This window comes from Spirosoma sp., assembly GCF_048594605.1.
GTDB lineage: Bacteria > Bacteroidota > Bacteroidia > Cytophagales > Spirosomataceae > Spirosoma.
This window is the reverse complement of record NZ_JBMDWV010000134.1, coordinates 21657-40453: the sequence shown is the minus strand read 5'-3', so window position 1 is coordinate 40453 and position 18797 is coordinate 21657. Positions and strand designations below refer to the sequence as shown.

Below are 18797 nucleotides of genomic sequence, written 5' to 3'. Positions count from 1 at the left end.
TCGCCAAAAGCAGCCTTTATCCCCATTATCCATATGTACTCCCCCCATTTCAATTCATTCGCGAGCGTAAAATTCGCCGGAGGGAATACCGGGGAGCAGCTTGCTACGTTAAAGAAGGTTTATGAAGCCAGTTTCCCTCATTCGCCGTTCAGCTACTTTTTTATGGACAGCGAGTATGACAAACAATATAAAGCCGATGACCGGTTTCAGCAGGTCTTTGGTACCCTAACCGGCTTCGCCATTCTGATCTCCTGTCTGGGCCTGTTCGGACTGGCTACGTTTACCGTTTCCAAACGAACAAAGGAAATCGCGATTCGGAAAGTGATCGGCGCCAGCACCACAAATCTGATGATTTTACTCTCAAAGGATTTTATCCGAACGGTGCTGATAGCCATACTGATCGGCCTGCCCATTACCTACGTTGTTGTCAAAAACTGGCTGGCCAATTATGCAACGCGTATCGAATTGAACTGGTGGCTTTTCGCTATGCCTGCCCTGCTGGTTCTGTTGCTGGTGTTGCTATCAATTGGAAGTAAAACAATTGCCACTGCCTTAATGAATCCCGTTAAATCATTACGTTCTGAATAGCATGGGGGTAGGGGACGGGGCAGAGGGAAAAATAGCCCAAGCCTCAAACCCAAACTCCTACCCCTATGCCCTTACCCCTCTGCCCAATGCCCCTATCGCTATGCTCACAAACTACATCAATACCGCCATCCGCGCGCTGAAGCGCAACTGGAGTTATTCCATCATTAACGTATTGGGGCTAACCCTTGGTTTGGCCTGTTGCCTGCTCCTGTTCGTTGCCATTCGGTATGAGCTGAGCTTCGACCGGCACAATGCCAACGCCGAGCGTATTTATCGAATGCTGGGGGTAGACAAAACCAGCCCGGATAGCAAACCAAGTACAGGTATTACGTTCCCGGCATTGGCCGCGCTTCGGAACGATTTTCCTGAGTTGAAACGCCAGCTTACCCTGGTCAGTCGGGTTCGTTCAGCGGTTGTAGCTACAGGGGGAAAAGGTACTACAGAAAAGAAACGATTTCAGGAGCCAGATGGCGTTATTACGTTTGCCGAGCCTGAGTATTTTAATCTGTTCGATTATGTCTGGCAAAAAGGAAGTCCGCAAACGGCGCTGGTGAACCCTAATACGGTGGTGCTCACCGACCGAATGGCCCGTAAATATTTTGGCGACGCGAACCCAATGGGCAAATCCATTCGGGTTGATAATCAAATGGATTTTGTGGTAACGGGCGTCGTACAGGCGCCCCCGGCTACAAGCAGTCTGCCGTTTGGCGTTTTCCTGACGCACGCTTCGGTGGTTGCTTTTGGCAATACGTCGCCTGTGGATGATTGGGGCTCCAGCTATGGCGGGGCTCAGATTTATATGATGCTCCCTCCTGCTACGTCGGGCTCTGAAAAACCGGCAGCTCAGATGGAACGTCGACTGGACGATTTCGTCAAAAAATACCATACGCCAGAAACCGCCAAAACGCTACGTTACGTTCTGCAACCGCTGACCGATATTCACTTCGCGACCAATACGTCGAATTTCGCGCAACGTAGCATCAGCATTGAAATGATCTGGGCGATGGTGCTTATCGGGTTGTTTATTCTCGGAACAGCCTGCATCAATTTTATTAATCTGTCCACAGCACAGGCCATTCGTCGGGCCAGAGAAGTGGGCGTCCGGAAAGTATTGGGCAGCACACGGAGCCAGTTGCTACGTCAGTTTCTGGGTGAAACGGGTTTTTTGACGGCTCTCGCGGTTGCGCTGGCAGTGCTGGTTGCCCAGAGCTCGCTTCCTTATGTCGGCGATTTGCTAAACATCATACCAGACTCTGTAACGCTTTTCAGTCCGGTTACGCTGGGTTTCCTGTTTTTACTCGGTTTACTCACAACTTTATTAGCCGGTTTTTATCCGGCACTGGTACTATCTGGCTACCAACCTATTGTGGCGCTGAAAGCGAAAATCCAGGCCAGTCAGACGGGCCGTTACCTGACGCTACGTAGAGGACTGATTGTTGGGCAATTTGCCATTTCGCAGTTGCTGATTATTGGAACAATCATCGCTTACAACCAGATGGAGCATTTCCGGTCGGTCGATCTGGGATTTAACCGCGACGCGATTTTAACCGTCAAACTGCCCGGAAATGAACCGGGTCAGCTCGAAAATTTACGCGCAAAACTTCGCGACGTACCGGGTATTCAGGCTATCAGTTTTTCCATGTCGACGCCTTCGTCGACCCTCAACTGGACAACCGGCTTTCGGTTCGGGAGTGACGAGAAAGCCTACGACTTTGGCGTGTTGATGCGCCCGGCTGATACGTCCTACGCACGCACGTATGGCTTAAAACTGCTGGCCGGGCGGATGTATCAGCCAGCCGATACCATGCGCGAGCTGGTCATCAACGAAACGTTTATGAAACGGCTGGGCTTTCAGAAACCAGAGAAAATTATTGGCAAAATGATGAAAATTGCAGGCTCCGACGACGAAAAGTCAATCGTTGGCGTCGTTAAGGATTTCAATCAATTCTCTCTGCGCGACCATGTTGAGCCGAGTGTTCTGACGACCATTCGTTCTAATTACCACATGATGGGACTTAAGTTGTCCACACAACAGGGAGGTACGAAGCAGATTGGTCAGCTTATTAAACAGGTTGAAAACACCTGGACAGAAACATTTCCAGAATTTGTTTTTGGATATGAGTTTATGGACGAAACGCTGGCCAATTTCTACAAAAGCGAAGAGCGGAGCTACGCTCTTTTCCGTCTGCTGGCCGCTATCGCCTTGTTTATTGGCTGTTTGGGGTTATACGGCGTAGTGGCGTTCATGGCCGAAACCCGAACCAAAGAAGTGGGCGTCCGGAAAGTCCTCGGCGCATCAACAGCTCACATTTTCGGTCTGTTTTCGATGGATTTTGTTAAGCTGGTGCTCGTTGCGCTGGTCCTTAGTTCGCCCGTTGCGTGGTACGTCATGAACCAGTGGCTTCAGAAATTCGCCTACAAAATCGATATTGAGTGGTGGATGTTTGCCCTGGCCGGTTTCCTGGCGATGAGCATTGCTTTATTAACAGTGAGTTTCCAGAGTATCAAAGCCGCGCTGATGAACCCGGTTAAATCACTACGTAGTGAATAGCAAGGGGCGTAGAGATTAGGGCGTGGGGTATCTCGGATGGCGGGGTTGCGAGGAATCGTGCTGAAACAATCCCTGCCACGCGAACCATTGTAGGCCCTAATCCCTATACCTCCTGCTACTACCCGCAAGCGGACATTTCCTGTACGGTTTCGGACACTCATTTCGGACTAAATCCGTCTAGGTTCCATAAAAAAGGCATTTTTCGGGCGTGGCATAGTAGTTGTACCTGGTAGCAATGGCTAAAGAACTCCTCTGAACAATGCTAACGAACCTTTTCAAAACCGCTCTCCGCAACCTCCGACGTAACTGGAGTTATTCCTCACTCAACATCATAGGCTTAACGTTAAGCCTGGCCTGCTGCCTGCTGCTCTTTCTGGCTGTTCGCTACGAACTGAGCTTTGATCGGCACCACCGCGACCCGGACCGTTTGTTTCGGATGATAAATCACGTAAAAACGGCTGAAATCGATGGGTACGATACAGGTATGCCGATGCCCGTTATTGGAGCGCTACGTACCGATTTTCCCGAGCTGAAAAATAACGCGACGCTTATTCAGGACATTGGCCACGTGGTAGTTACTACGCTGAAGGGCGAGATCCGAAAGTTTCAGGAAGATGACGGAGCCGTTGCTTTTGTGGACCCCACGTATTTCAATGTATTTAGCTATCAATGGCTTAAAGGTAGCCCGGCTACGTCGTTGCAAAACCCGAATTCGGTTGTACTGACCGAGAGCATGGCGCAGAAGTATTTCGGTTCGGCTAGCCCGATGGGCAAAACGCTACGTTTCGACAACCGGATGAATTGCGTCGTAACAGGACTGGTAGCTGACCCACCGCTCACCACTGACTTTCCATTCGGGCAATTTATTTCGTTTGCGTCGCTTAAAGAATATGGCCCCAACACGGGCTGGGACGATTGGCATTCAACGTATAGCGGCACGCAGTTGTACATGCGTCTTCCACAAACCCAAACGGCGGATGGCCTTACCAAACAACTCGTAGCCTTCACACGAAAATACAAATCGGCGGAAGACGCCAGTCATGAAACCTACGAATTACAACCTCTTGACAATGTTCACTTTGCCGCTCGCATGATGAACTACAGCCGCCGGACGGTTGGCAAAGAGATGATTTGGGCCATGTCGCTCATTGGTCTTTTTCTGCTCATAACGGCCTGCGTGAATTTTGTCAATCTGGCAACGGCACAGGCCATTCGCCGGGCCAAAGAAGTGGGCGTGCGGAAGGTTCTGGGAAGTTCGCGATGGCAATTGGTACGTCAGTTTTTGGGCGAAACGGCTTTACTGACGGTTGTTTCCGTGGCGCTGGCTTTGTTGCTGGCACAGGTATCGCTCCCCTACGTAGCGGATTTACTGAACGTCAAGTTGCAAACGCTGTATCTTGGCGATCCGACGGTGCTGGGTTTTCTGGTAGCGCTGGCGCTGCTCACTACGTTGCTCGCCGGTTTTTATCCGGCACTGATTCTCTCTGGTTATCAGCCCGCACTGGCGCTGAAAGGCAAATTACGTTTTGGCAAAACCCGCCAGTTTTCGTTACGTCAGGGACTGATCGTGCTGCAGTTTGCAATTTCTCAGGTACTGATTATCGGGACGATTATCGCCTATAATCAAATGGAGCGTTTCCGTTCGACCGACCTCGGTTTTGCCAAAGAGGCTATTTTCACCCTACCCGTTCCTGAGAAAAAGCCCGGTCAGCTCGAAAATCTGAAAGCCAAACTGAGCGATTATCCCGAAATCGAATCTATTAGCTACAGCATGTCATCGCCCTCGTCCAATGGCAACTGGAGTACGAGTTTTCGGTTTGGCAATGCCGATAAAGACGCGGATTTCAGCGTCGTGATGCGCCCCGCCGATACAGCTTATGTACGTACTTACGGCCTGAAATTACTGGCCGGACGGATGTATTATCCAGCCGATACCATGCGGGAAGTGGTGGTGAATGAAGCGCTCATGCAACGGCTCAATTTCCAGAATCCACAACAGATTATTGGCAAGCTGGTTACGCTGGGAGGCAGTCAAACCCGTCTACCAATTGTGGGTGTCGTAAAAGATTTCAATACGTACTCATTGCACCGCAAAACAGCTCCCTGTATTCTGTCCAGTCACAGCGACGCTTACCAACTGGCCAGTATCAAACTTACGAAACAAGCGGCTACATTGTCGAACATTCGTCAATTGATGAGCAAAGTCGAGCGTGACTGGACGACTACCTTCCCCGACCATCTGTTTAAATACACGTTCATTGACGAGACCATTGCCAAATTTTACGCCAGCGAAGAACGCCTGTTTAAGCTATTCCAACTACTGGCAGGCATCGCCATTGCCATTGGTTGCCTGGGCTTGTTTGGCGTAGTTGCGTACATGGCCGAAGCGCGCACGAAGGAAATCGGCATCCGAAAAGTATTGGGCGCTTCGGTTGGCAGCATCTTCGGGCTGTTTTCGCTGGATTTCGTTAAGCTGGTACTCGTTGCGCTACTCATTGCCTCGCCCATTGCGTGGTACGTTATGAGCGGCTGGCTCGACAAGTTCGCTTACAAGGTGGATATTACGTGGTGGATGTTCGCGCTGGCGGGTTTACTGGCCACGGGCGTTGCGTTGATAACGGTAAGTTTTCAGAGCATCAAAGCGGCATTGGTAAACCCGGTGAAATCACTACGTTCCGAATAAACAGCAAAGGGCATGGGGCGTGGAGCACGAGGTTACAAGAAATAGCCTACGGTACTTCCCCAACCCCTCCGCCCCATGCCCCTATTTCTATGCTCACAAATTACCTTAAAATCGCCTGGCGAAATCTGGTTCGGAATAAGGTCTATAGCGCTCTTACGCTATTGGGTCTGATCAGCGGAATGGTCGGAGCTATCCTGCTGGGACTTTATGTTTACGACGAACTGACGTTTGACCGATACCATGTGCGGGCGGCCGATATTCATCGACTGAATCTGCATATCAAATGGGGCGACAATGAACTGAATATGGCCGTTGGCTCGGCTCCAATGGGCCCGGCGCTCCAGCACGAATATTCGGAAATCAACAATGTACTACGTGTCAAGCCTGGCCACGAAGTGCTCTTCCGAATCGGCGAGAAGGAGTATTACGTCAAGGATGTCATCTATGCCGATTCAACTCTGTTTTCGTTCTTCGACTATTCGTTCATCGATGGCAGGCCCCACCCGTCGTTGTTAAAACCGAATAGCGTTGTGCTGACTCAGAAACTTGCGCTATCGCTGTTCGGTCGAACGGATGGGCTGGTGGGTAAAATCATCAACGTAAAAGACAAACAACCGATAACGGTAGCAGGGGTTATTCGCGATGCACCCGCCAATCATCATCTTAGGTTCGACGCTATTCTGCCCTACAGCAACACGCAGCTCAACGGCATTCATCTAGACAAATGGGACAACTTCGGCTCGACTGTTTACCTGATGCTTCACCCCGCCAGCGACTCGCAAAAGCTGGCTCGTAAAATGCCCCATTTCTACCGAAAATACATTGCCCGCGCTATTGGCGATGACACGGGAAAAGGGGTTACGTTCGATATTGCCTTACAGCCATTGACGGCTATGCACCTCTTCTCGAACCATCTGATGGGCGAGGAAAACGGAGGTAATATGACTTACGTTTACACGTTTTCGGCCATCGGTTTATTTATTCTGCTGATTGCCATTGTTAATTACATTAACCTGGCAACAGCCCGTTCGGCTGGGCGGGCCCGCGAAATAGGCGTTCGAAAAGCGGTTGGTTCGCTACGTATCCAGTTGGTCGGGCAATTCTTATCCGAATCCATTCTTCTGTCATTGCTGGCGCTTATCGTTAGCCTGATTCTGTTGCCGACTCTACTGCCCCTTTTCAACTACGTAGCCGCCAAAACCCTGACCATCGACGTTTGGAAGCCGCAGACGCTTGGTTTGCTCACCGCCTTTAGTTTGCTGGTCGGCCTGACGGGTGGACTCTATCCAGCGTTCGTACTTTCGGGATTCAGGCCGGTTGCGGTTCTGAAAGGCAAATTTTCCACCAGCCACAAAGGCACTTTACTACGTCAATCGCTGGTAGTTCTGCAGTTTACTATTTCAATTGTGATGATTGTGGGAACGGTGGTCGTTTACCGGCAGCTGCAGTTCATGCGGCATACGCAACTAGGATTCAATCAGGAGCAGGTACTTGTCCTTTCGCTGAAAGCTCCGGCAGCCCAGCAATCGGTTAAACTACTGAAAGATAAGCTCATACAAAGTCCCATCATCAAAGGAGCCAGCCTTACCAATGGCTCAATTGGTGGCGAAATGAATGACAAAACTACGTTTGATTTCTATGCGGGCGGCAAAGAACAACCCGTTAGTACTGAATACTTTTCGGTCGATCACGATTTTCTTAACGTCTTACAGATTGACCTGAAAGAAGGACGAAACTTTTCGGCCGACTTCGCCAGCGATTCGACGGGGGCGGTTCTTATTAACGAAGCCATGCTCAAAAGGCTGGGCTGGAAAAACGCGAAAGAAGGCCTGGTCGAGCTTGACGCAAAACGAATACCCATTACGGGTGTCATCCGCGACTTTCACCTACGGTCGCTACGTAACAAAATTGAACCGCTAATTCTGGTTACACACGAAGATCGTGGCGACAAACTTTTCGTCCGGGTAGCGGCCAATCGTGTACCAGATGCGCTGGCTTACGTCGGCAAAGTTTATAAGCAGGTCAATCCGAACCAACCCTTTGAGTACACTTTCCTGGACCAGACATTTGCGGAGCAGTATCGATCCGACGAGCGGAAAGGCGACCTGTTTCTGGCTTTTTCTGGTCTGGCTATCTTCATTGCCTGCCTGGGTTTGTTCGGGCTCGCTACGTTCACCGCCGAACAGCGGACGAAAGAGATTGGCGTACGCAAAGTGCTGGGCGCCAGTGTTGCCAGCATTGTTACGTTGCTTTCCAAAGATTTTCTGAAACTGGTGCTTATTGCCATCGTCATGGCTACGCCCATTGCCTGGTACGCCATGAACCAGTGGTTACAGAGTTTCGCTTACAAGATTGATGTATCCTGGTGGGTCTTCGCACTGGCGGGTTTACTGGCGGTAGTCATTGCTCTACTAACTGTAAGTTTTCAGTCCGTAAAAGCAGCGTTCATGAATCCTGTTACGTCTTTACGGAGTGAATAGCAGAGGATATGGGGGTTGGGGTGCAAAACCAGCCCCCCAACTCTTGCCCTTACCCCTCTGCCCCAAACCCTATACCCTACCCCCATGCTCACAAATTACCTCAAAATCGCCTGGCGGAATCTTCGCAAAGACAAATTTTACAGCCTGATTAACATTCTGGGGCTGACCATCGGTGTTACGTGTGGTATGCTACTGTTGCTGTACGTAACGGATGAACTCAGCTATGACCGTTACCATGCCAATGCCTCCCAGATTTACCGGATCGTTTCGCACATCACCGAACCCGACAAAGTGAATCGCTGGAGCAGTACTCAACCTCCGCTAGTCAAGCAACTAAAGCAGGATTATCCCTTCGTAAAAAATTACGTGCGGTTTTTTCCCTACGGTCGAATGATGTTTCGGCAGGGCGAGAAGCGATTTTACGAAGAAGATGTCTATGCTGCCGATTCTACCGTTTTCGATGTGTTCAGTTATAAATTCATCGAAGGCGATCCCCGAACGGCGCTGGATCAACCTGGCAGTGTTGTATTGACGCAGAAGGCCGCTCAGAAATTCTTTGGTTCGGGCACTGCGCTGGGGCAGTCGCTGCAAACCAACGACACAACATTTTATAAAGTAACGGGCGTTCTGGAGGACGTACCGAAGAATTCCCATCTTACCTTCAATGCCCTACTTTCCATAGGTCAGAACGAACGACAGGCGACCGGTTGGGGTGGTTTTTATATTTACAGTTACCTGGTACTGCCCGAAAACTTCGACACCAAAATTCTGGAGAGTAAGTTTCCTCAGATTAACGCCAAGTACACAGAGCCGATCTTCAAACGGATGGGCATCAAAATAAATTACGAATTACAGCCCTTAACCCGTATCCACTTATACTCAAATCTGGAGGGGGAATCGAATGGCAACATTGGCTACGTCTATACCTTCAGTGCCATAGCGTTTTTTATGCTATTGCTGGCCAGTATCAACTACATGAATCTGGCCACCGCCCGCTCGGCCAAACGCGCGAAGGAAGTTGGTCTTCGAAAAGTAATGGGTTCGGTACGAAGCAGGTTGATGGCGCAGTTTTTAACCGAGTCTGTACTCATGACAGTGCTGGCATTAGGCGCCAGCCTGCTGCTGGTTCTGGCCCTGCTGCCTTTCTTTAATACCGTTTCGGGAAAAGAAATTCAGTATCGGGAATTGCTGCGTCCGGGCTTCCTGATGATCGCGCTCGGTATTGTTGTGTTTACGGGGTTCATCAGTGGCAGTTATCCGGCTTTGTATCTGTCGGCGTTCGAACCGGCTACGGTACTCAAAGGGTCGTTCAATGCAAAGGGGGGCAGCTTTTTCCGTAAAGCCTTGGTTGTGTCGCAGTTTGCGATTTCGCTGACGATGCTCATCTGCACCTGGATCGTTTATAAGCAGCTTAATTTCATGCGAAACCATGACCTGGGCTACGATCAGGATCAGGTGCTGACCATTAACTATCAGGGCAGACAGCCCAGGGCGCGCTATAATGCGTTAAAAACGGCGCTGCTATCCAATGCCAACATCCGAAGTGTGGCTACGGCCTCTTCGCCTACCAGCAACATTGGCGGACGTATCATCTTCACCGTTGAAGCCAACGACGGGCTGAAAGAAATGGGATTCAAACCCATGGGCATCGATCACGACTACCTGAAAACAATGGGTATGAAGCTAAGAAGTGGTCGTGATTTTTCGAGCGAAATACCGGCGGATACCAACAACAGCGTTCTTATCAACCAGGCCGTCGTCGAACGGATGGGCTGGAAAGAGCCGCTTGGCAAAAAGGTCATTCTAGGCAGCCTGCCGCAGGGGAACCAGCCCGCTCCGCCAACGGCGAAGGTTGTGGGCATCGTGAAAGACTTCCATCAGCAGTCACTCTATAGTCCCATTGAACCGATGATCATGGTCTATCGGCCTTTCAATCAGGTAATTCACATTAAAATACACCCCAAAGACGTAGAGAAAACGATTGCATTCATTGGCCAGAAATGGCGCGAAACCTACCCTGACCGGCTGTTTGAATACAAATTTTTAGATCAGGACTTCGAGTCGGCGTATCAGACAGACGAACGCCGGGGCCGAATTTTCACCACGTTCTCGGTTCTAACGATTCTTATTGCCTGTCTGGGCCTGTTCGGGCTCGCTACGTTTACGACCGAGCAGCGGATCAAAGAAATTGGCGTGCGTAAAGTGCTGGGTGCATCGGTAGCAAACGTGGTGGTGCTATTGGCGCAGGACTTCACAAAATTAGTGTTGTTCTCTTTTCCCGTCGCGATTCCGATTGCCTGGTATTCCATGTACAAATGGCTGCAGAATTTTCCGTACAAAACAGACATCGGTGTTTGGGTTTTTGTAACGGCCTGCCTGCTCACGCTGTTCATCTGCTGGGCGACGGTCATTTACCAAAGCGTAAAAGCGGCTTTATCGAACCCCGTCAAATCATTACGTAGCGAGTAATCTGGTTCAGGCCGGGATTTGGCGTATTCAAGAGCAAACCTGTTTTGTTGTTGCCGTGCGTTTAAAGTAACACCTAAAAATCCTTTCCGCTAAATTCAGGTTCGGATACTGTCCGCAAATGGCCGATCATGTCGTCCGTTTGCGGACAGTTCGTTTAACCAAAGTCCCAAAATTTACTGATAATCAGCAGTTTATTTATTTGGTATAGCATTTGGGTGTTATTTCGCAGGAACCATTACGTACCTTCAATATGGGCTCTGGTTCTTTTCTTAACCTTAATTCGCTGTCGGCTATGCTACGTAATCACTTAAAAATCACGCTCCGGACATTCTGGAAAAATAAGTTGTTCAGTGGCCTCAACGTAGTCGGTTTGGGAATCGGTATGGCGGCCGTCTGGCTGATGGTCCTTTACGTAGTGGATGAATGGAGTTACGACCGTTTTCACGCCAACGCCGACCGGGTCGTCCGGGTCGTTCAGCACGCCCAATGGCAGGGCGGCAATCTTAACCTTGCCCCTACGTCGGCACCGTTTGCGGCAGCGCTGAAAAGCGATTACCCAGACATTGAAAAAACGGTTCGGTTCAATCCTGAAGGCGGTGGGCTCATTACGTTCGGTGATAAAAAAATTGATGTCCCCAATATCTATTTTACCGATCCGGCGGTATTCGACGTATTTACGTTTCCGTTTCTCTACGGTGATCCGGCAACGGCGCTGAGCAAACCGCAAACCATTGTTCTGACCAAGAGTGTGGCCGAAAATTTGTTCGGCAATGCCAGCAAAGCGGTTGGGAAGGTCGTCGAATTCAGCAACCATTTCCCCAATACCGTAACGGGGGTCATTGAAGACGTACCGAGCCATTCTCATCTGCAATTCAGGGCGTTACGTTCACTTCCCGATAATTACACCAGTGGCTGGCAAAACGCCGAACTCTATACGTATCTGCTTCTGGCAAAAGGCAGCGATTACAAAACGCTGGAGGCCAAACTGCCCGGTTTCTTCCAGAAATACCTGAGAAAGGAAATGGGTGAGCAGATGAACTACCGAATGGAACTTCAACCTCTTACGTCGATTCATCTTCACTCACATCTGGATTACGAAATCAGTACGAACGGCAATGCCAACACCGTTTCCATTTTTGCGGCTGTAGCAGCGCTGATTCTGTTGATTGCCTGTATTAATTACGTCAATTTATACACGGTTCGTGCCCTCAAACGGACGCGCGAAGTGGGCGTACGAAAAGCCATCGGTTCGCATCGGCAGCAGCTCATTGGACAATTTCTGACCGAGTCGATGCTCATGACACTGCTGGCGGGTTTAGTCAGCGCCGTATTGGCCCGAATAGCGTTGCCGTATTTCAACCAGATGGCCGATAAATCGCTGTCGATGGGAAGCCTGCCCGATACGTTGCTGATTGTCGCCCTGTTTTCGCTGACCGTTGGCGTCCTGAGCGGACTTTATCCGGCGTTACGTATGTCGGGATTCCGGCCAGTGTCAGCCCTGCGAGGGCAAACCGGCAATCAGTCCGATAGCATTGTGTTCCGGCAGTCGCTGGTGGTATTTCAGTTTGTAGCGACTGTGGCGCTGATCGGCTGTTCGGGTATTGTGTATCGGCAGATGCAGTTTGTCAGGCAGAAAGATCTGGGCTTTAACAAGGAGCAGGTTCTCACGTTTCATATCAGCAGTCAGGAGGTTCGGCACCGTATCGATGCCCTTAAAGAAGCGCTGCTACGTAGTCCGCTGATCGAAAGTGCTGCTGCGGCCAGCAATCCGATTGGCAACAACAACATCGGAGGAACGGGTATGTTCTTTGAACAAAATGGTACGTTTCCCGCCAGTGCGCAGATGGTCCAGAAGTTTATGGTCGATCCTGACTACGTCAAAACGCTGGAAATCAAACTACTGAGTGGACGAAACTTCTCCGAGTCGTTTAAAAGCGACGTATCGAATGCCGTATTGGTCAACGAAACGCTGGCGAAGCAACTTGGCGCTCATCCCATTGGGAAGCGGGTCAAATACTTCATCGATCAGGAGAACCACACTGCCGAAGCTCAGATCGTTGGCGTAGTAAAGGATTTCCACACGTATTCGCTTCAGCACAAAATCGAGCCGCTGGTGTTGCAGATGCCCCCTGCAGCTGATAAAGACAACCTCTACGTTCGGATTCGGCCCGGCAACGTAACGGAAGCACTGGCGTACATTCAGTCGACGTACCGCACTTTTGATTCAGCCAATCCGCTCGATTTTCATTTTCTGGACGAAAACTTTTCGAAACAATACCAGGCTGAACAGAAACAGGGCGAAGTTTTGCTGACGTTCACGATTCTGGCCGTGCTGATCGCCTGTCTGGGTCTGTTCGGGCTGGCCGCTTTTGCGGCTGAGCAACGGACCAAAGAAATTGGCGTGCGTAAAGTGCTCGGGGCCTCTGTTGGCAGCATTGTTACGTTGCTTTCCAAAGATTTTCTGAAGCTGGTGCTCATTGCCATCGTCATGGCTACGCCCATTGCCTGGTACGCTATGAACCAATGGTTACAGGAGTTTGCCTACAAGACTGAGCTTTCGTGGTGGATCTTCGCCCTGGCCGGGCTGCTGGCAATCGTTATTGCGCTGTTCACCGTAAGTGCACAAAGCATAAAGGCGGCTTTAGTCAATCCGGTGAAATCACTACGTAGTGAATGAGTAGCGTAAAGCGGAAACTATAACCGACCGGCTGGAACAGGCCTGATCACTGTTGAGAATGTCGAAAAAAGGTTCGAGTAGCTAAAAATTACCTTCTGGTCCGTAACAAGGTTCTTTGACAACTCATTATTAACCTGCTGACTAATCGCATACATGAAAAACAGCGCTTTTTTTCTTCTTTTTGCCTGTACCCTTTCCGTTGCGGCTAATGCTCAAACCGATAAATACAGCAGCCAGCGTGAACTACGTGGCAGCGATCGACTTGTTCAGTACGATCGAACGCTCGAACCGTTTCAGGCAATCAACCTCGGGCAGTTTCTGTCAAAAGTTACGATTGAAGTTGGTGGAACTCAATCGGTAGTGAACGCTCAGCTTGACGACAATCTCAAACCCTTCCTGCAAATCGAGAATGTAAATGGCCTTCTAACACTCGCTTTTAAAGATCCGGCGAACAAACCATTCTGGCTGAGCAAGGGGACTATTGACGTTACGATTAAAACGCCTTCACTCCGTCAACTGCGCAATGAGTCAAATGGCGATGTTATCGTTACTGGCCTCGCTGGCGAATCGTTTGACCTGACAAATCAGGCGAATGGCAACGTAACGTTGCGTGGGGTCATTACCCAACTCAATATAATCAGTACGGCCAATGGGGATGTGCGGGCGAAGGAATTACGTGTGCAGAAAGCCAACATTATTGCGCAGGCAAATGCTACTATTGACGTAAATGCCCAGCAGATCAGTTCGCAGAGGATGGGGCATGCTACCATTCACAATACGGCCGAACCTGTTGGTCGCTCAACTATTCGGAAAGAACCGTACTCAACGTCCGATAACGAATTGGTAACCATTATTTTGCAGAATAACAGCCCGATGCCCCGCACCGTTACCCTGCGGTTTACAGAAATAGGAAACCCAACCTACAGCGTCGTCAACACGACGCTGTCAGCTTATGGCAAACGCAGAGAAACCTACCCTGTTGGAACGAAAATCGAACAGCTCAGCGCGAATCAACAGAAGCTTAATATGGCTGGCGAACGGGTAAATGGAACGCTTATTGTTACCCTCAAAGCGAACGACAACGGGCGAACGTACACCTTACCGGATTGACCTGAGAGCCCGTAAACGTACGCTACTTATTCAGCTTATCATCTAACAATTCTCTTACTCTTAACCGATTCGATGCTTAGTCATGTTCAAAAACTACCTCAAAATCGCCTTCCGGAATCTCCAGAAAAACCGGGTGTTTTCGGTTATCAATATTGCGGGACTGGCGCTGGGCATTGCCGCCTTTGTACTAATTCTAGAATACATTGCCTACGAACGTAGCGTTAATACATTTCACAAAAACCTGCCAACGCTTTACCGGCTGCTCAGCCAGAACCGTATCGGCGATATTTGGGTGGATATGGCGCCAGCCGCCGGCCCGCTCGCGAAACAACAGTTTCCGGAAATTAAGGATTTCTGCCGCGTGGCCGAACATTCAGCGGGCGGCATTGTCAGTTTTCCAGGCGGTAACGGAGCAAACACCCCATCGTTTCGGGAAGACAAACTGGCCTATGCTGACGCCAGTTTCTTTACACTTTTTACATTTCCGCTTGTGCAGGGGAGAGCCGCTACGGCGCTTAGCCAACCGAATACAGTAGCATTGTCGCAGTCGCAGGCCCGCAAATATTTTGGCGATAAAAAACCACTGGGCAACGTAGTGACGCTCAACAACCAGTTCGGCAAAACACTCTACACCGTCACGGCCGTATATGCCGATATGCCCCAGAATTCGGACCTGGCGTTCGACGCGATTTTTTCGCTGCAAACGCTGGCAAACCCGGCGAATCTGAATGGCAACGATTGGGCACGGCTGGATGGTTTCAACGGATCATACGTAACGACCTTCCTCAAACTTCCTGAGCAACCGTTCGACCCCAAAGCACTCGAAGCAAAATTCAATGCCTATGTCCGGAAAACGAACCCCCAAAACGACAACCTGTATCTGCTGCAACCCGCCACCAACATGCACCTGGCCGCTTCGCTGAGTGATGTGTACCGCACCAGCGGCAGTTTAGAATTTGTGTATTTGCTTAGTGGCATTGCCGGGCTAATTCTGCTCATTGCCTGGTTTAACTACATCAACCTGTCGACAGCCGGTGCGCTGAAACGGGCTAAAGAAGTGGGCGTGCGGAAAGTAATCGGCGCCGGACAGGGCCAGTTGATCGGGCAGTTTCTGGGCGAGTCATTGCTGCTTAACGTACTGGGTTTTGGATTAGCCCTGATGCTGGTTATGGTACTGCAACAGTCGTTCAATGAATTTGTCAAAAGAGAGCTGTCAATAAACGTACTGAACGTTAATAATTTCTGGCTAGCGGGACTGGGCATGCTGGTATTGGGGGCATTAGCCTCAGGCGGCTACGTAGCGTTCGCGCTGACATCTTTCCGGCCTATACAAACGTTGAAAGGAATCGGCCTGTCAACTGGCGGCAGCAAAGGTGGCTGGTTACGGAAAACGCTGGTGGTCGCGCAATTCAGTGCGTCGGTAGCCCTGGTTATTGCTACGTTGGTGCTATATCGGCAATTGCAGTACATGCAGAACAAAGATCTCGGGGTACAACTGACTCAGCGATTGGTCATCAAAGGGCCGCAGGTTGAGCAAAACGGCTCGTTTAAGCCCGGAACAGCCGCCCTTGAGCATGACCTCAATCAACTGCCTTACGTAAAAAGCTTTTGTCAGACAGGCATCGTGCCCGGTAACTTCTACAATTTTTCAGCCGATGGCATTACCAGACAGAACCCAAAACCCGGCGACGACAAGAAAAACTATTCGATGGGTATCATCGACGATCGGTTCCTGAAAACCTACGGAATTGAGTTGGTTGCCGGACGCAATTTTACGGTCAATGAAGCAGAAGAAGGCTGGGAGAAAAGTGGTAAGCTGCTGGTCAATGAAAAAGGAGCACGACAGCTGGGTTTTCCCTCCGCCGAAAAAGCGGTCGGGCAATTCATCAATTGGGGCCAGCCGTACGAAATTGTCGGCGTTGTGAAAGATTACCACCATCAGGGCTTGCAACAGGCAATCGACCCTGTCATTTTCATGCCCCGCCGATCGGTTAGCGACCTGACGGTCCAACTCACAACCGACCCCGTTCAAGGCGGTCAGCTACAGGACAAGATTGCGGAGCTGGAACGAATTTATAAAGCTAGTTACCCCGGCAATCCGTTCGAATTTTATTTCGCCGACGAAAATTACAACAAACAGTATCAGAGCGAACAGCAGTACGGTCAGGTATTTACCGTTGCTTCAGGACTCGCCATTTTTATTGCCTGTCTGGGTTTGTTTGGGCTCGCTACGTTCACCACCGAGCAGCGGACGAAAGAAATTGGTGTCCGAAAAGTGCTGGGCGCATCCGTCGCCAGCATCGTTACGTTGCTCTCCAAAGATTTTCTAAAGCTGGTTCTGATCGCCATTCTCATTGCCACACCAATCGCGTGGTGGGCTATGCACAGATGGCTTCAAAATTTCGAATACAAAGCAGACCTTTCGTGGTGGCTGTTTGTGCTGTCGGGCTTGCTGGCCATAGCCATTGCCATACTGACGGTGAGTTTTCAGAGTATCAAAGCCGCGTTAACAAATCCGGTGAAATCACTACGTAGTGAATAGCATCGGGATGAGGGCATGGGGTGTTTTCCGAGCTACCCCGTGCCCTCATCCCGATGCCCCCCGCCCTCTGCTGTAACGCTATTTCAATTGCTTATTGACCGTCTTTTGGAAGGAGTTCGATTCTTGCGTTTTTGTCGATCAGCTCGATTCCTTTTTCCGTCTTTTTAACCAGATGCTGCGTTGTTTCCGAAAAATCCCGTCCATTCTCTATGATAATGTCAGCATTGTTTTCCACCCGCCTGTCGATTGTGAGTGAATCGCCCTTCAATTGCCATTTGAATGGATGCTCGGCCGACATTGCTCCTATTTGCGTGCGAAATACACCCTCATGATCTGCTCTGAAATCGTATTGCATCTTCGCCATTGCCATAAAGTTGGCCGCCAGGGGATTGTTGTTTGTCAGCGACGGATCGACTTTTAACGAAGCCTTAAACGATTTCCCTTCAAAATCACGCTCAGACACCTTATCGGGGCTACAACCCACAATTGCCAGGGAGAGTAAAAACAATAGGTTGCGATTCATAAATTAGCGATCAGAAGACATATTCACCAGCTAAAATTAAGGAAATTTAACCTATGTAATTCTCTGGATTTGTTGGCGTCACTAGGCGATTTTATCCCTTGCCAGCAGCGGCAGCCGGTTAATGCACCATCCGACCAGAACAATCAAGACTATCTTGTCCGCTGTCGTACGAAATTTGTCCGAAAATGTCCGCTATCGGACATTTTCTTACTTTATTTATAGCTAACAAATTGACTTACAAAACAATACACACATGGCACGATGATAGCGGGAGTATTTCTACTTAATAAAGCTTCTACGCAATCTCTGCCGATTTATGAAAACGCTCTTTACTCTGCTGCTGCTTTCCGTCTGTTTTGGTGCAGTAGCCCAACGGTCGTACAGTAAGCTCGTAACGACCGATGGTCGGCAGTTACGGATTCGCGTTGATATTGAAAAAACCGGGCAGTCTGTCCACTACAACCGCTCGTTCGACGTAGCGGATATGGACGACAGCGACGTAAAAGAACTGGAAAATCACGTCATCGATTCACTAAATCAGGTAGTGTTGAATCAGGCCACCGAAATCAACATCGATCGGAAGTATACCGATCGGTCGAAGCGAAAACATAAAGAAGAACAAATTGCCTACGCATCAAAAAATGAGTCGATAGACGAATCGATGCAAACAAATGCTTCGTCATCCTTATCGGCGAGCGACGTGCCTCCTTCGTCGGTGCTGGTCAAGGAAGATAAGGAAAACGGTCGGCTCTGGATGCAATACACGTTTGAGAAAGATGGCGAACAACTGATTATTGAACGGACCGCCAACGTAGTGGGCAAATCGGAGCGCGAAAAACAAGCTATTATCAAAGAAACTGAACGCAGCTTCGGCATCAAACTCGGCAATCAATAATTCGTTATAAAATCTTAATTTTCCAGTCGAAGACTATCTCCGAAACCTTACCTTGTTTCTAACCAGTCCACACAAGAAAGCCTTTCTGAGTTACTCAACAAAAAAGCTGTCTCTCCAGGGCAGCTTTTATTTTTTTGCAGAGGGGTAAGGGCATAGGGTTATCAGCAGTTTTGCCCCTATGCCCCAAGCCCTTACCCCCCTGCAAAAAAATTTTCAATTTTTTCTGTAACCTGAACGAGGTTACGAAGTTTCCAGTTCAAAATCCACCAAACCCGACGT

The 18797-nt window shown here is 49.7% G+C and carries 10 protein-coding genes; 9 read left to right on the top strand and 1 reads right to left on the bottom strand.

Features of this window, described 5'->3' with window-relative positions; all coding sequences use genetic code 11:
* The 8 genes from ACOJS8_RS08830 to ACOJS8_RS08795 form a co-directional block, all read left to right on the top strand.
* Positions 1 to 588 (top strand): ABC transporter permease (locus tag ACOJS8_RS08830; RefSeq protein ID WP_420148172.1); only part of this gene is annotated, 588 nt, incomplete at its 5' end.
* Between the two features lie 100 nt (positions 589 to 688).
* Positions 689 to 3139 (top strand): ABC transporter permease, encoded by a 2451-nt coding sequence (locus tag ACOJS8_RS08825; protein ID WP_420148175.1) that lies wholly within the window; start codon positions 689 to 691, stop codon positions 3137 to 3139.
* 259 nt (positions 3140 to 3398) lie between these two features.
* Positions 3399 to 5822, top strand: coding sequence for an ABC transporter permease (locus ACOJS8_RS08820; RefSeq protein ID WP_420148171.1), 2424 nt, complete (start codon positions 3399 to 3401; stop codon positions 5820 to 5822).
* 89 nt (positions 5823 to 5911) lie between these two features.
* Complete coding sequence (locus ACOJS8_RS08815; protein ID WP_420148170.1) at positions 5912 to 8302, top strand: ABC transporter permease; 2391 nt, start codon at positions 5912 to 5914, stop codon at positions 8300 to 8302.
* Between the two features lie 84 nt (positions 8303 to 8386).
* Complete coding sequence (locus tag ACOJS8_RS08810; protein ID WP_420148169.1) at positions 8387 to 10771, top strand: ABC transporter permease; 2385 nt, start codon at positions 8387 to 8389, stop codon at positions 10769 to 10771.
* A 292-nt stretch (positions 10772 to 11063) separates the two neighbouring features.
* Complete coding sequence (locus ACOJS8_RS08805; protein ID WP_420148174.1) at positions 11064 to 13448, top strand: ABC transporter permease; 2385 nt, start codon at positions 11064 to 11066, stop codon at positions 13446 to 13448.
* 153 nt (positions 13449 to 13601) lie between these two features.
* On the top strand, positions 13602 to 14558 hold the full coding sequence (locus ACOJS8_RS08800; RefSeq protein WP_420148168.1) for a GIN domain-containing protein: 957 nt from the start codon (positions 13602 to 13604) through the stop codon (positions 14556 to 14558).
* Between the two features lie 82 nt (positions 14559 to 14640).
* A complete protein-coding gene (locus tag ACOJS8_RS08795; RefSeq protein ID WP_420148167.1) occupies positions 14641 to 17100 on the top strand; it encodes an ABC transporter permease in 2460 nt (819 codons plus the stop codon).
* A 91-nt stretch (positions 17101 to 17191) separates the two neighbouring features.
* On the opposite strand, the gene ACOJS8_RS08790 is transcribed toward ACOJS8_RS08795, so the two are convergent.
* Positions 17192 to 17623 carry a hypothetical protein gene (locus ACOJS8_RS08790; protein WP_420148166.1) on the bottom strand — a complete coding sequence of 144 codons (432 nt, stop codon included), beginning with the start codon at positions 17621 to 17623 and terminating at the stop codon, positions 17192 to 17194.
* A 316-nt stretch (positions 17624 to 17939) separates the two neighbouring features.
* Between ACOJS8_RS08790 and ACOJS8_RS08785 the strand changes: the two genes are divergently transcribed.
* Positions 17940 to 18518 (top strand): hypothetical protein, encoded by a 579-nt coding sequence (locus ACOJS8_RS08785; RefSeq protein WP_420148165.1) that lies wholly within the window; start codon positions 17940 to 17942, stop codon positions 18516 to 18518.
* The last annotated feature ends 279 nt before the right edge of the window (positions 18519 to 18797 follow it).

Bases quoted from the DNA above. Each gene is read 5' to 3' on its own strand.
- ACOJS8_RS08825 (WP_420148175.1), top strand. From the start codon at position 689: ATGCTCACAAACTACATCAATACCGCCATCCGCGCGCTGAAGCGCAAC.
- ACOJS8_RS08820 (WP_420148171.1), top strand. From the start codon at position 3,399: ATGCTAACGAACCTTTTCAAAACCGCTCTCCGCAACCTCCGACGTAAC.
- ACOJS8_RS08815 (WP_420148170.1), top strand. From the start codon at position 5,912: ATGCTCACAAATTACCTTAAAATCGCCTGGCGAAATCTGGTTCGGAAT.
- ACOJS8_RS08810 (WP_420148169.1), top strand. From the start codon at position 8,387: ATGCTCACAAATTACCTCAAAATCGCCTGGCGGAATCTTCGCAAAGAC.
- ACOJS8_RS08805 (WP_420148174.1), top strand. From the start codon at position 11,064: ATGCTACGTAATCACTTAAAAATCACGCTCCGGACATTCTGGAAAAAT.
- ACOJS8_RS08800 (WP_420148168.1), top strand. From the start codon at position 13,602: ATGAAAAACAGCGCTTTTTTTCTTCTTTTTGCCTGTACCCTTTCCGTT.
- ACOJS8_RS08795 (WP_420148167.1), top strand. From the start codon at position 14,641: ATGTTCAAAAACTACCTCAAAATCGCCTTCCGGAATCTCCAGAAAAAC.
- ACOJS8_RS08790 (WP_420148166.1), bottom strand. From the start codon at position 17,623: ATGAATCGCAACCTATTGTTTTTACTCTCCCTGGCAATTGTGGGTTGT.
- ACOJS8_RS08785 (WP_420148165.1), top strand. From the start codon at position 17,940: ATGAAAACGCTCTTTACTCTGCTGCTGCTTTCCGTCTGTTTTGGTGCA.